Below are 13549 nucleotides of genomic sequence, written 5' to 3' on the forward strand. Positions count from 1 at the left end.
AAGACGAATTTTTAGTATACAATTTCAGTATACAAACCGTCACTTAAAGCACATTACTAGTCAGGTAAAGGGCTGCTGCTGATTTAAGAGTGACTTGTGAGTATGGTATTAGCTTGTGACAGTTAGGGGCATAATCCCCTACACTAATTGACGTAAAAATGATCTGATGATTCAGGGTCGGAGGTTTGCGAGCTTATTTCAGCGAAAAATTTGCTCAACTCTCAGTCCATATTTTTAATGTTAGTATGTTCAATATCAGTACTGGTCACAATATATATAAATGAAGCGCCGTATTCACTTGTGCTAACGCGGTAATATTAAGCATAAAAAATGAATATATAACCATGAGCGCTGGATAATAAAGACATCTTCACTGCTTACTCTATACTGACTTTATAACACAGTATATTGGCAGTGTTATTACTCGTTTTTCTAACAATAACTGGCTATGACCTTTAATTTTAAAACTTTTAATTTTAAAACGTAGCTTTCGTTATATAGCAAGGAGTTCCAAATGGTATACCAAGGAAATCGCATCACGGTGACAATGCTAGAAGATGGCATCGCCAACATGCAGTACAACGCCGAAAATGAGAGCGTGAATAAGTTTGATGCTGAAACCAATAAGCAATTTGGTGAAGCGGTTACTGCTTTAGAAAAAGCCGATGACGTCAAAGGTTTAATCGTGACCTCAGGCAAAGGCGTATTTATCGCTGGTGCTGACATCACAGAATTCGTTGGCTCATTTAAAAAACCAGAAAGTGAGATTAAAGATTGGGTTGTTAATATCAACGACGCCTTTAACCGCTTTGAGGATTTGCCATTTCCAAAAGTAGCGGCTATCAATGGCGCTGCGCTTGGCGGTGGTTGTGAGATGACCTTGGTTTGTGAATATCGCGTCATGAGCGATAAAGCCATTATTGGTCTACCAGAAACCCAATTGGGTATTTTCCCAGGTTTTGGTGGTACGGTGCGTAGTACGCGTGTCATTGGTATCGACAATGCGCTTGAACTTATCGCAACTGGCACACCAAAAAAACCACTCGATGCGCTAAAACTTGGTCTCGTTGATGCAACTGTACCTGCTGATGACTTGCAAGATGCAGCGATTGATCTGGTCAAAAAATGTATCTCAGGTGAGCTTGATTGGCAAGCGAAGCGTGAAGAGAAGCTTGTCCCTGTTAAGCTAAATCAGCTTGAGCAAGCGATGGCATTTAACAGTGCAAAAGGTATGATCTTTGCAAAAGCCAATCCTAAGCAATATCCTGCGCCAGCACTGGCTATCGCTGCGATGGAAAAACACGTTAATTTACCACGTGATAAAGCGATTGAAGTAGAAGCCGCAGGTTTTGCAAAAGCGGCGAAAACCCCACAAGCAGAAAGCTTGGTTGGTTTGTTCTTGAGCGATCAGTTGGTTAAAAAATTAGCCAAGCAGCATAGCAAAAAAGCGCATGAAATCAATGAAGCGGCCGTACTAGGCGCTGGTATCATGGGTGGCGGTATCGCTTATCAAGCAGCCAGCAAAGGCTTGCCAATCATCATGAAAGACATCAAGTCTGAGCAATTAGACCTTGGTATGGGTGAAGCCAGCAAGTTACTTGGCAAAATGGTTGATCGCGGTAAAATGACCCCAGCAAAAATGGGCGAAACCTTAAGCCGTATCCGTCCTACTTTGAATTATGGCGATTTTTCTGAGACTGATATCGTTATCGAAGCCGTTGTAGAAAATCCAAATGTGAAGCGTGCGGTTCTTAAAGAAGTTGAAGGCTTAGTAAAAGACGATTGTATCCTAGCGTCAAACACCTCGACCATCTCTATTACTTTCTTGGCTGAAGCACTTGAGCGTCCAGAAAACTTCGTTGGTATGCATTTCTTTAACCCTGTACACCGTATGCCATTAGTAGAAGTTATCCGCGGTGAGAAATCATCTGAAGAAGCGATTGCGACCACTGTTGCACTAGCCTCTAAAATGGGCAAAGTACCTGTTGTGGTTAATGACTGCCCAGGTTTCTTAGTCAACCGTGTGTTGTTCCCATATTTTGGTGCCTTTGATTTGCTATTGAAGCAAGGTGCTGACTTTGCTCATGTCGATAAAGTCATGGAAAAATTCGGCTGGCCGATGGGTCCAGCTTATCTAATCGACGTAGTTGGTTTAGATACTGGTGTTCATGGCGCAGAAGTCATGGCAGAAGGTTTCCCTGACCGTATGAAGCCTGATTATAAAGGTGCGATTGAGCTTTTATATGAAAACAAACGCTTAGGTCAGAAAAACGGCGTTGGTTTCTACAAGTATGAAATGGACAAACGCGGCAAGCCAAAGAAAGTTGCTGATGAAGCCACTTATGAGCTATTAAAAACCACGACTGATAGCGACAAGCAAACGTTTGAAGATCAAGCGATTATCGATCGCACCATGCTAGCTTTCTGTAATGAAACTGTACGTTGCTTAGAAGACAACATCGTCAGCACGCCGTCAGAAGCGGATATGGCGATGATTATGGGCGTTGGTTTCCCGCCATTCCGCGGTGGACCTTGCCGTTATATCGACCAAATGGGTCTAGATAACTACTTGGCACTGTGTGAAAAATACGCATACCTTGGCAAAGCTTATGAAGCGCCGCAAAAAATTCGCGACATGGCAGCAGCAGGCGAGACCTTTTACGCCACCGCGTAATGGGCAGTCATTACTAGGATGAAGTGCAGTACACAAGCTCGATAAGATTACTGGTGATTTATTTATTATCAATGATCTTAATTTTCTAAATTAGATAAGCGAGCATTGTGGTACTGCCACTGACAATAAAAATTGAAAAGGAAGATAGTATGACAATTTTAAGTCCAAAAGACGTGGTCATCGTAGATGGCGTACGCTCAGCGATGGGTAAAACCAAAAACGGTATGTTCCGTCATGTCCGCGCTGATAGCATGTCTGCTGAATTGGTTCGTGCATTGGTTGAGCGTAATGACTTTGACCCACGTGACGTCGAAGATATCATCTGGGGCTGTGTCAATCAGACCCTAGAGCAAGGCTTGAACATCGGTCGTAACATCGGTCTGCTGGCGGGTATTCCAAAGACTGCTGGCGGTCAAACCGTTAACCGTCTATGTGGCTCTTCTATGCAGGCGCTACATACTGCTGCTGCCCAAATCATGACCGGTCAAGGTGATGTATTCATCATCGGTGGTGTTGAGCATATGGGTCACGTCGGCATGATGCATGGCGTTGATCTTAACCCTGAAGCGTCAAAGCATTATGCTAAAGCCTCAAACATGATGGGCTTGACCGCTGAAATGCTTGGTCGCATGAATAATATCACCCGTGAAGAGCAAGATGCCTTTGGTCTTGAGTCGCATCGCCGCGCATGGGCTGCGACCACTGAAGGTCGTTTTGACAATGAAATCATCGGTATCGAAGGTCATGACGAAGTAGGTCGCTTGCAACTATGTACCGTTGATGAAGTGATTCGTCCTGACGCTACAATGGAGCAAATGCAAAAGCTACGTCCAGCCTTTGATCCAGTAGGCGGTACGGTAACGGCTGCTACCTCATCTGCATTATCGGATGGTGCATCAGCGATGCTAGTGATGAGCGCGCAAAAAGCTAAAGAGCTAGGTCTAAAGCCACGTGCTCGTATTCGTAGCATGGCTGTTGCTGGTTGTGATGCGGCTATCATGGGCTACGGTCCAGTACCTGCGACGCAAAAAGCACTTAAGCGTGCTGGCATGAGCATTGATGATATGCAAACCATCGAGCTAAACGAAGCGTTCGCAGCGCAAGGCTTATCAGTATTAAAAGCCTTGAATCTGACTGACAAGCAAGACATCGTCAACATCAACGGTGGCGCGATTGCATTAGGTCATCCACTAGGTTGTTCAGGTGCTCGTATCACGGTTACTTTGCTAAACGCCATGGAGCAATCAGATACTGAAATCGGTCTGGCGACGATGTGTATCGGTCTTGGCCAAGGTATTGCGACTATTATTGAGCGTGTTTAATTTTTATCTAATCTCCAAATAGCAGTAAATATTAATAAAGCTGATATTTGTCGATTAAATTTGTACTAATGTCTTGTAAAATGAGCGTCTCTCACTTAATGTTGGAGGCGCTTTTTTTGGTTTAAGTCATAGTAATGAAAGGTAGAGTATAAATGGCACATCATAAATCGTCAGATAAGAGGCGCTTAGATTTAGAGGTGTTTAAGTTAAAAATGCGCTATATCTTTCTTCCTTTTTTAGGTTTTAGTATTGGCGCCATTTTATTCTACAACATCATAAGATGGATGTTGGACATCTGTCTAGGGATATGGCCTCTAAAAGATACGGTCTGGAACTTAATTATCCCAATAATTATCAGTGTTATTTTAGTGCTTGTCATAATGCGATCAAGGATTAGACTGCTACGATTTGAATTATTTGATGATAATAGCGCTAATGTATTTTACATGGTGATGATACTTGCTTTATTTCCGCCTATATCAATCAGTCAAGCTTACTTATATGAAGCAGCATATGACATTATTGATATAAGTAATATAAGTGATATTAAATTATATCCAAAACAAAAATACTTCCAATTTGATAATAAAAGTATTGAGAAACAAGGGGTTGTTTCTTACTTCAATACTAGGGAGATGGGGAAATCTAGACAAGAGTTAAAAATATACTTATATTTTGCCACTCCTTTTTATGGAGATAAAGATATCTGGTGGGGACAGGCTTTTACTAAGGTTATTGATAATGATCTTGAAGAAAAAGAGAAAGTTCAACAAATAGAAAATTTTAAAAGGATTTCTAGACAACAATATGCAAATGAAGAGATATCTACTGCTGATTATTTTGAAAAATTGCAAAACTCAGATACTAAGTATGGTTATTTAGAAGCGATTAGATTGTCAGGTCAGCAACATATTAATGACCCAATAATACTTGTATCTCAGTTGAGCACACTTAACGAAAAAGCAGATAAAGAGTTAGCAAAATTCTTTAGATTTTTTATCATTGGAATGTTTATTTGCTTACTATTAGTCTTAAAAGCAACGATTGATAAAAAAGCATTTCAACAGTTTAAGTTACGCTAGATTTGTGGTGATAGGGCATGGATAATAACAAGCGAAGCCAGTATAGGTATAAGAATAAAAATAGAAGCAGAAACAGGAATAGAGTAAGCAAAAGGGATAAACAGAAGCGAATACAAAGCCTAAGCGCTAAAGAATCGATCAAGCTAAAACTAAAGCAAGTATTCTTGCCATATTTAGGTCTTAGTATCCTGACTATTCTACTTTTCGGTACTTTACGTTGGTTACTAGATATTTATCTAGATATTCTACCTCTAAAGGAATGCTATTGGGATTTTGGTATTCCTTTTCTCTTATCTGTTTTAGTTATTAGTATTTGGATGTGGCCGAGGTATGAGCTTCTGACTTTAAAGTGGGTTAAGCGTAGTAGTTCAGGCTACTTTTTTATAACGATGGTTTTAGCATTAGTGATACCGCTCGTTCTCAGCCAAAACTATTTGTCCAAAGCGGCTTACAAGGTCATTGAAGTAAATAGCTTGAATGATATTCGTCATTATCCAAAGCAAAAGTATTTCAAGGTGGATAATTTTGAGCCACTCAAATCAGAGCAGGTTTCTTATATAGAAACACAAGTAGTAAGTGGACGATATTTTGACTCAACATTGCATATTGATTATTACATTGCGACGCCATTTATAGCCGCTGATAATATTTGGCTAGGTTCTAGCTACCACACGAAATACGATAATCGTGCAGACCAAAGTATTAAAGACAGTCAATATTCAGCATTTATTAACGACTCGCGCCATAAGTACGAAGCCAAAGACCTCTCTAATATCAGCTACTTTAAGAAACTTAAATCATCAAATAGCAGAAATGCTTACTTACACACGATTTCTACGGCTAATAGGCAATCTAATTTGCCACCCTTGGTATTGATGCCTGAAACAGGATCACTTGCTGATAGCTTAGATCGTGATTTTTTTTGGGGATTTGGTTCATTTTTTATTGGTATGGTGCTGTGTTTGTTGCTCGTTCTCGCAGCAGAATTTGATAGTCAAGAAAAGAAAAGTACGCAAAAACATATACAAAAGCGAAAACATATACAAAAACAAAAGCCCGTAAAAAAACGAGCACCAGTAAGTGATGTATCAAAGAGCCTAGTAGTTTGGTTTAGAAGTAATAAAGAGCGACCTGCGACGTTAATGTTAATACTGACCTGTATAGGTGCATTTATACTGACCGTATTCATGGGTATGGATATCATTGACCCTTTATCTAGACAGGTAAATAGTGTAGGTGGGTTGACGATGGACGCGCTGCAAGCAGGTAAGTATTGGCGGGTGGTCACAGCACTTTTTGTACATGCAGGAATTATGCATTTAGTAATGAGTCTGGGGATGCTTTTTGCGACAGGTTATATTTTGGAAAAGGTATTGGGTCCTATACGTTTTACGATTGCGTTTTTTATATGTGGTATTTTCGCTAATGTTTTAGGGGTGCTATGTTTTGATATGGACATGGCAGGTGTTTGGGGTGCTACATTTGGCTTGTTCGGTATCGCGATACCGTTGGTGGCCTTTAAGATTTTTAATAAAAAATATCGAGAGCTATTCGGCGGTACTATCGCTGCGATATTAATCATTACTGTAACCAGCATGTTCTTTGCATTTATAAACACGCTCAGTTATATGGTGTATTATCTTTTAACCTTGTGTTTTGGTATTGTTTTCGGTGTGGTCATAGTCATGACTCAAAAACAGTCGTTATTAAGGAATGCTAGACGCCATAATATATAGTTATTGGCTACTCTTCATTAAGAAACTATATCAAGCAGTATGAATCAAACGTGATGAATTGTTATTAATCATTATTAGAGACTATCTCCATTGACGCCCTCAGCAAACTATGACTAAATAACAGTAAGGCTAGTAAAGACAATATCAATGATAAAATTAACATAGCCTTTAACAATAAAGTCAGCCGTACAAGGAGTGTGCCATGTCTACTATGATTACCGATCGTACCTATCGAATCGCTCGCGAAAATACCCAAGCGATGATAATCGATGTTCAAGAACGCTTAACACCGCATATTTATGACCATGAAAACATCGTCAAAAAAACAGTGACGCTTATTAAAGGTTTACAAGCACTGAATATTCCTATCATGCTCAATGAACAGTATAAAAAAGGGCTCGGCGATACGCTACCTGAAATACGCGAGGTATTAGAAGGCGATAACGCCAAAAGCTTTGAAAAGGTCACTTTTAGCGCTTGTGATAATGATGATTCGTGGCATTATTTAGCGCAGCAAAATCGAAGTATTGTTTTGCTATTTGGCGTAGAGACACATGTCTGCGTACTACAAACAGCGCTTGATTTGCTAGATAATGGTATGCAGCCGGTTATTATTGGTGATGCGGTCGGCTCACGCTTCCCATATGATAAAAAGCAAGCGATTCGCCGTATTCGCCGTGCTGGTGGCGTGATTACCACGGTTGAAACCATTCTGTTTGAGCTTTGCCGTAGTAGTCAAGACCCAGCGTTTAAAACCATCAGTAACTTGATTAAATAGTTATTTTATTCAAGATAGAACCGATAGCGCTTACTCACATAAGCGCTATTTTTTATAGTGGTGTTCATTAGCTATAGGTTGGCATGCGCTTTTATAGCGCTCATAAAATGTATAATAATTGCTTATGCGTAAAGATAAAATGAAGCGCTATATCTTCGTAGAAAAATTAAGAGAAAATTTATGCCATCAACCAAACCCTTTTTATTAACCAACCCAACGCTTGCCTCAAACATTGATATAGATCATGTCACTCATTTCTTATTAGAGCTTGATGCGCTTAAACGTATCAATCGTCGTAGCTATGTGACGCATACCACACGCAAAGAAACCTCTGCCGAACATTCATGGCATTTAGCCATGGCGTGCTGGTCTATCGCTGAACAGTTTGAGCTAGATGTCAATCATGAAAAGCTACTCAAGATGGCATTGGTACATGACTTGGGTGAGATTGACGCTGGCGATACGTTTTTATTCGCAAACAGTCGTAGCGAGGCGCACATTGAAGAACGTGCGGGCATTGCTCGATTGCAAGCTGAGCGTGGCAATGGCATCATGGATTTAAATGAGATTTGGGAAGAGCAGGAGACGGGTAGCAGCAATGAAAGTCAGCTGCTCAGAGTGGTTGACCGCTTATTGCCGTTTTTACTCAATCTCAATACTGAGGGGGAAACGTGGATTGATGCTAACATCACGCGTTCGCAAGTGACTGCGGCACTTGCTTTTATCAAAGACAGCTTTCCTCCCATTCATGATTGGCTATCAAAAAATATCGACTATGCGACCCAGCAAGGATGGTTGGTTGATGCTTAAATAGAGCCGTTATTTTGCCGTTTACATGTTTGCAAATATTCATCTTTTTCAACTAGTAAAGCATTTAGAATTAGCTAAATGAGCGATTAAGTACATCATATAGAGAGATTATTAAATGAGAGTCACTGGCACTTATAAGGTTTTTGCTAAATCGCTCGTCTTTGTTAGCCTATTAACTTTGGCGCAACTAACGCAGGCCGCCGCACCTATTAGTAATGGTGATAAACTGGCGCACGATGCCAAAAAACAGATCGGCATTACCACCAGCTATGATCCTACTTACCGCAAGTTGGATTTTCCGCGTGGTGATGTACCGATAGAAACTGGCGTCTGTACCGATGTTATCGTCCGTGCTTATCGCTTGCAAAATATAGATCTACAGCAATTAGTCAACCATGATATGAAGTCAAATTGGTCGGCTTATCCAAAGACTTGGGGGCTCAAATCAACCGATAAAAATATCGACCATCGCCGAGTGCCCAATCTTGAAGTGTTTTTTGCGCGTCACGCAAAGACATTATCGACGACTGATAAAGCCAGTTTTCAAGCAGGGGATGTGGTGACGTGGCGCCTACCGAATGGCAATTTGCCGCATACAGGTATCGTCTCCGATAAAGTCGCTGTGGATGGTACACCGCTGATTATTCACAATATCGGACGCGGTACGCAAGAAGAAAACATCTTATTTGCTTATCCTATTCTCAAGCACTTTCGTTATTAACTACTTTCATTATTAACTAGGGTGTGTCATCAATTAGATTGTGAGGCTTAAAATGAGAAAAATTGTAGATAAACAAGGAAGAAATTGCCGTTAATATGAACATATTGACAAAATTTCTGACGATGTTTAGCAAAATTTAGCCATTTTAAGACCACTAAATGTATTCATGTGCTAATTGATGACACGCCCTAATATGTTGCGATGAGATAATTACCCACAATAAAAAGCTCAGTTCAACATAGATTAGGATGCTGAACTGAGCTTTTTTGAGTCGTTAAATCGCTCGTCTAAGGAGTGTTAGCGACACCCACTAACTGTCCCATTTTCACCACACTATCGGCTTTCATACTGTCTTGCCAATCGGCTTTTGCGCCTTTTGGTAAAATAACAATTGCGGTTGAGCCTAAATAAAAACGTCCCAGCTCATCGCCTTTTTCAAAGCTCATATTGTGCTCAGCTTCTTGAATATCATCAGTGCGGGCAATTTTACCAGTTGCCACCGTTTCGATACCAGCGACAATCATCGCCCCAACCATCACCACCGCTGCTTTGCCATATTCTGTATCAAACAGACAAACCAAGCGTTCATTACGCGCAAATAAGTCCGGCACGTTCGCCGCCGTAGTATTGTTGACCGAAAACAGCGTACCCGGTACATAACGGGTTTTGGTCAGAGTACCGGCGAAGGGCATATGTACACGGTGATAGTTACTGGGCGCAAGATAAACCGTTGCAAAACTCCCATCCGCAAAATAGCGCCCATCTTCACTGTCAGCAAGCAGTTGACCAACGTCATAATAGCGACCTTTTGCTTGGAGCAATTTATGGTCGTCAATTTGACCCAACTGCGAGATAATACCATCGGCAGGACTGACGATACCATGAGGCGTCATGTCGATAGGGCGCGCGTCTTCTTTTAGCTCACGAGTAAAAAAATCATTAAAGCTCTCATAGGCGTTGAGACTTTGGCGCTCATACTCGTCCAAGCTGACGTTATAGGCTTTAGCAAAGCTGCGGATAAACGTGCGTTTAACATAAGGATGGCGGCTAGCGGCTAGACGCCCAGCAACTTTACTCAGTTGCTGCTGCGGGACAAGCTGTTGTAAAGTAGTGAATACATTCATAATGAGGCTACCAAAATAGGGTGTGATGTAATAATTAATAAGCAAGAGAATGGCCGTATTTTATCATGGACGGCGTATTATTGTATGGGCATAATTGGTAAGGAATCCGTAAATGAAAGCACTTATACAGCGCGTACGCCGTGCTAGTGTTACCGTCGATGCGCAGTGTGTTGGTACGATTGAGCAAGGCATATTGGCTTATATTGGTTTGGGGCCTGTTGACGACCTAACAAGCGCCCAGCGCATGGTGGATAAAATCCTCACCTATCGTATTTTTGATAATGATGATCCTGCCAAGTACGGCAAACTGGATAAAAACGTCCAGCAAGTTGGTGGCGGACTGTTATTGGTATCACAGTTTACGCTAATGGCAAAAACAGACAAGGGTCGTCGCCCTGACTTTGGTGGTGCGATGGCACCTGATGCGGCGCAAGCATTGTTTGCGCAATTGGTCGCCTATGCCAAGATACAACATACCGATGTGGCCACTGGTCAGTTTGGCGCTAATATGCAAGTGTCGAGCGTCAATGACGGGCCATTGAATTTCTTGTTAGAAGTGAATTGAGTAAACTAAGCATTAGCCGTCACGAGACCTATAAACCGCTTAAAAGTTGAATTTCATTAAACTGTCATAATTACCCCGTTTAATAGAGAGCAGCAGGCGAGCATTTATCGCCTTTTTTGTCAGCCAAATGTTGTCCTCTAACACTGAGAATGCCGTATGTATAATGAGCAAATTTTGATTGTTGAAGATGAACCTGCGATTCGTGAAATGATCGTCATGACGCTAGAGATGGCGGGATTTGATAGTCTGCAGGCAGCGGATGTATCTGAGGCGCACCAACAAGTGGTCGATCACCGCCCGGCGCTGATTTTGCTAGATTGGATGCTGCCCGGTGATAAAAGTGGCATTGATTTTTGCCGATTGCTCAAAAATGATGAGCTACTCGCTGAGATACCAGTCATTATGTTGACGGCTAAAAGTGAAGAGGACAGCAAGGTGCATGGCCTCGATGCTGGTGCTGATGATTATATGACCAAGCCTTTTTCGACACGTGAGTTAATATCCAGAATCAAAGCCGTATTGCGGCGTAGTAACGCGCTCAGTAGTGATAAACCTATCGAAATCGGCAATCTGAGCCTTGATCCCAAAAGTCAGCGAGTGACAGCGGCTGGTAAAATGGTTGATGTTGGTCCTACGGAATATCGATTATTGGCATTTTTTATGAGTCATCCAGAGCGTGCCTATACGCGGACGCAGCTGCTAGACCAAGTATGGGGCGGTAATGTATATATCGAAGATAGAACCATTGATGTGCATATCAAGCGTTTGCGGACATTATTACGACCGCATCAATGTGATACGTTGATACAGACAGTGCGTGGGACAGGCTATCGATTTTCTAGCTTTATTGAACCAATTTAACTGACGGTTTTTATTCGCTATAAAAGCAGTATGTTAATCGCAGCACAGTAAAAAATGGCGAATAGTGATAAGGATGATGGATGAACACCCTAATATCGGCTCAAGGCGACCAACAAAATAAATCACTGCTAGCAACTCAGCAGAATACAACGGATCAACTCAAAAAAATTAGAAGCGCACTACGCGCATTGCGAGATGCGGTGGTTTTGCTCAATGACGATGATGGGCTTGAATGGTGGAATCAGGCCGCCGAAGATTTAATGTTGTTACAGTTGTCAGATAAAGGTAAGTGCATTTTTGACTTTATTAGTGCGCCTGAATTTCGTCAGTATTATCAGGCGACGACCAACCCTAACGATGGTGCTCAGGATGGTGTACACATTGTCTCGTGGCGCGCGCCCAAGCGTTATCTAAAGTGTGAGCTCACGCCATTTGGCGATGAGAAGCTGCTCATTATTTATGATGTGACGCGCTTGCATCATTTAGAGGAGATGCGCCGCGATTTTGTGGCGAATGTCTCGCATGAGTTACGCACACCGTTGACCGTCATGATGGGTTATCTAGAAAATTTTTCGGATCAGCCAGATATGCCGCCGCATTGGAAGCGCGGGTTTGAGCTGATGAGCCAACAGACTGCGCGTATGAATAGAATTGTGAATGACTTATTGCTGTTATCTCGCATCGAAATCGAAGAAACCCATGAGCTCAGTTATATTGATATGACCAAGCTGCTGACCCATGTTTATGATGATGCGCAAGCGTACAATCAAGAATATGGGCATACCATTCACTTGCAGATAGACACTTATGACGGACTGTATGGCTCAGAGATGTATCTAAATAGTGCGCTTTCTAATCTGGTGATTAATGCCATCAAATACACGCCCAAGGGCGGTAATATCGCCATTAGCTGGACAAAAACGTCAGAAGGTTGCCGATTTGCCGTCGAAGACAACGGTATTGGTATTGCACCTGAGCATATCGCACGGTTGACGGAGCGCTTTTATCGTATTGATAAAGGTCGTAGTCGGGCGACTGGCGGCACAGGGCTAGGTTTGGCAATCGTTAAACACGTCTTGTATCAGCATGAGGCTAATTTACAAATTGAATCAGTAGAAGGGGTAGGCTCGACGTTCAGTATGGTATTTCCAGCTGCCCACATTAGATCAGCTGCGATACCCTAATTTTTTTGTAAAAGTGGATAGGGGTTCACTGCACTACCGCTGATATAAATACCGTAATGTACATGTGGCGGCGTACCTTTTGCATTGCCACTGTCGCCGACGTAGCCGATGATATCGCCGGCATTAACCCAGTCGTTTGGACTAATATCTGCATAATCTTCTAAATGCGCATAATAATGCCCTGCGCCGCCTGGTCCAACCACGACCACCACACGACCGCCTAACGTATTTTCACCAACTTTGCTGACGATGCCTTGTGTCGTGGCTCGTATTGGTGTGCCTCGTGCGGCAAAGATATCGATACCTTCATGACTGCGACCTTGACTGCGTGCAGCGCCCCATGTATCTGTTAGATGTTGTTCTGGAAGTGGACTGGGTAAGCTGTTTTCCGTCGGTAGTTCTTGCTGTAACAAACTGAGCTGTTGCCATTTTGCTATCACAAATGACTGAGTTTGTTGGCTGATACTGGGTAAGAGCCTATCAAATACAAATAATAGCATCAACAATACAGCCGCTTTAATAAGCACACTGAGTACACGATTTAAAAAGGTTGGCTTTTTCTTTTGTTTTAATTGCGGATTATTGTCATCTGCTGGCATCTATCTCTCTTTAGTTTTTTAAATGGACTTCAATTGATATTATATAAGTGAAGTTATACCAAACCCAAAATATATAGTATAATTCACTTATGA

12 protein-coding genes are annotated in these 13549 nt (G+C 41.9%); 10 read left to right on the forward strand and 2 right to left on the reverse strand.

The features are described 5' to 3' along the window. The first annotated feature begins 514 nt into the window (after nucleotides 1-514). From fadB to INT03_RS08025, 7 genes are all read left to right on the forward strand, one after another. The gene (fadB, locus tag INT03_RS07995; RefSeq protein WP_193008529.1) at nucleotides 515-2674 is read left to right on the forward strand and encodes a fatty acid oxidation complex subunit alpha FadB; all 2160 of its coding nucleotides are present in this window, start codon (nucleotides 515-517) and stop codon (nucleotides 2672-2674) included. Nucleotides 2675-2823: 149 nt separating this feature from the next. Then, complete coding sequence (fadA, locus tag INT03_RS08000) at nucleotides 2824-3996, forward strand: acetyl-CoA C-acyltransferase FadA (protein ID WP_193008530.1); 1173 nt, start codon at nucleotides 2824-2826, stop codon at nucleotides 3994-3996. A 152-nt stretch (nucleotides 3997-4148) separates the two neighbouring features. Then, nucleotides 4149-5078 carry a hypothetical protein gene (locus INT03_RS08005; protein ID WP_193008531.1) on the forward strand — a complete coding sequence of 310 codons (930 nt, stop codon included), beginning with the start codon at nucleotides 4149-4151 and terminating at the stop codon, nucleotides 5076-5078. 17 nt (nucleotides 5079-5095) lie between these two features. After that, nucleotides 5096-6814 carry a rhomboid family intramembrane serine protease gene (locus INT03_RS08010; RefSeq protein WP_193008532.1) on the forward strand — a complete coding sequence of 573 codons (1719 nt, stop codon included), beginning with the start codon at nucleotides 5096-5098 and terminating at the stop codon, nucleotides 6812-6814. 202 nt (nucleotides 6815-7016) lie between these two features. Further along, the gene (locus tag INT03_RS08015) at nucleotides 7017-7592 is read left to right on the forward strand and encodes an isochorismatase family protein (protein WP_045447933.1); all 576 of its coding nucleotides are present in this window, start codon (nucleotides 7017-7019) and stop codon (nucleotides 7590-7592) included. A 180-nt stretch (nucleotides 7593-7772) separates the two neighbouring features. Next, nucleotides 7773-8402 (forward strand): HD domain-containing protein, encoded by a 630-nt coding sequence (locus INT03_RS08020; RefSeq protein WP_193008533.1) that lies wholly within the window; start codon nucleotides 7773-7775, stop codon nucleotides 8400-8402. Nucleotides 8403-8517: 115 nt separating this feature from the next. Next, on the forward strand, nucleotides 8518-9123 hold the full coding sequence (locus tag INT03_RS08025) for a DUF1287 domain-containing protein (protein WP_193008534.1): 606 nt from the start codon (nucleotides 8518-8520) through the stop codon (nucleotides 9121-9123). A gap of 287 nt (nucleotides 9124-9410) precedes the next feature. Here the strand turns inward: INT03_RS08025 and asd are convergent, their stop codons facing one another. Next, a complete protein-coding gene (gene asd / locus INT03_RS08030; RefSeq protein ID WP_193008535.1) occupies nucleotides 9411-10247 on the reverse strand; it encodes an archaetidylserine decarboxylase in 837 nt (278 codons plus the stop codon). Between the two features lie 112 nt (nucleotides 10248-10359). Between asd and dtd the strand changes: the two genes are divergently transcribed. From dtd to phoR, 3 genes are all read left to right on the forward strand, one after another. Further along, nucleotides 10360-10812: a D-aminoacyl-tRNA deacylase gene (dtd, locus tag INT03_RS08035; RefSeq protein ID WP_193008536.1), complete on the forward strand. Its 453-nt coding sequence runs from the start codon at nucleotides 10360-10362 to the stop codon at nucleotides 10810-10812. A gap of 156 nt (nucleotides 10813-10968) precedes the next feature. Beyond that, complete coding sequence (gene phoB / locus INT03_RS08040; protein WP_193008537.1) at nucleotides 10969-11673, forward strand: phosphate regulon transcriptional regulator PhoB; 705 nt, start codon at nucleotides 10969-10971, stop codon at nucleotides 11671-11673. Between the two features lie 80 nt (nucleotides 11674-11753). Then, complete coding sequence (gene phoR, locus INT03_RS08045) at nucleotides 11754-12857, forward strand: phosphate regulon sensor histidine kinase PhoR (protein ID WP_055125877.1); 1104 nt, start codon at nucleotides 11754-11756, stop codon at nucleotides 12855-12857. Here phoR and INT03_RS08050 read toward each other — a convergent pair. Further along, a complete protein-coding gene (locus INT03_RS08050; protein WP_193008538.1) occupies nucleotides 12854-13456 on the reverse strand; it encodes a M23 family metallopeptidase in 603 nt (200 codons plus the stop codon). The two genes, phoR and INT03_RS08050, sit on opposite strands and share 4 nt — an antisense overlap. Between the last annotated feature and the right edge of the window lie 93 nt (nucleotides 13457-13549).

Origin of the sequence: Psychrobacter sp. PG1 (assembly GCF_014897815.1) — a bacterium.
GTDB lineage: Bacteria > Pseudomonadota > Gammaproteobacteria > Pseudomonadales > Moraxellaceae > Psychrobacter.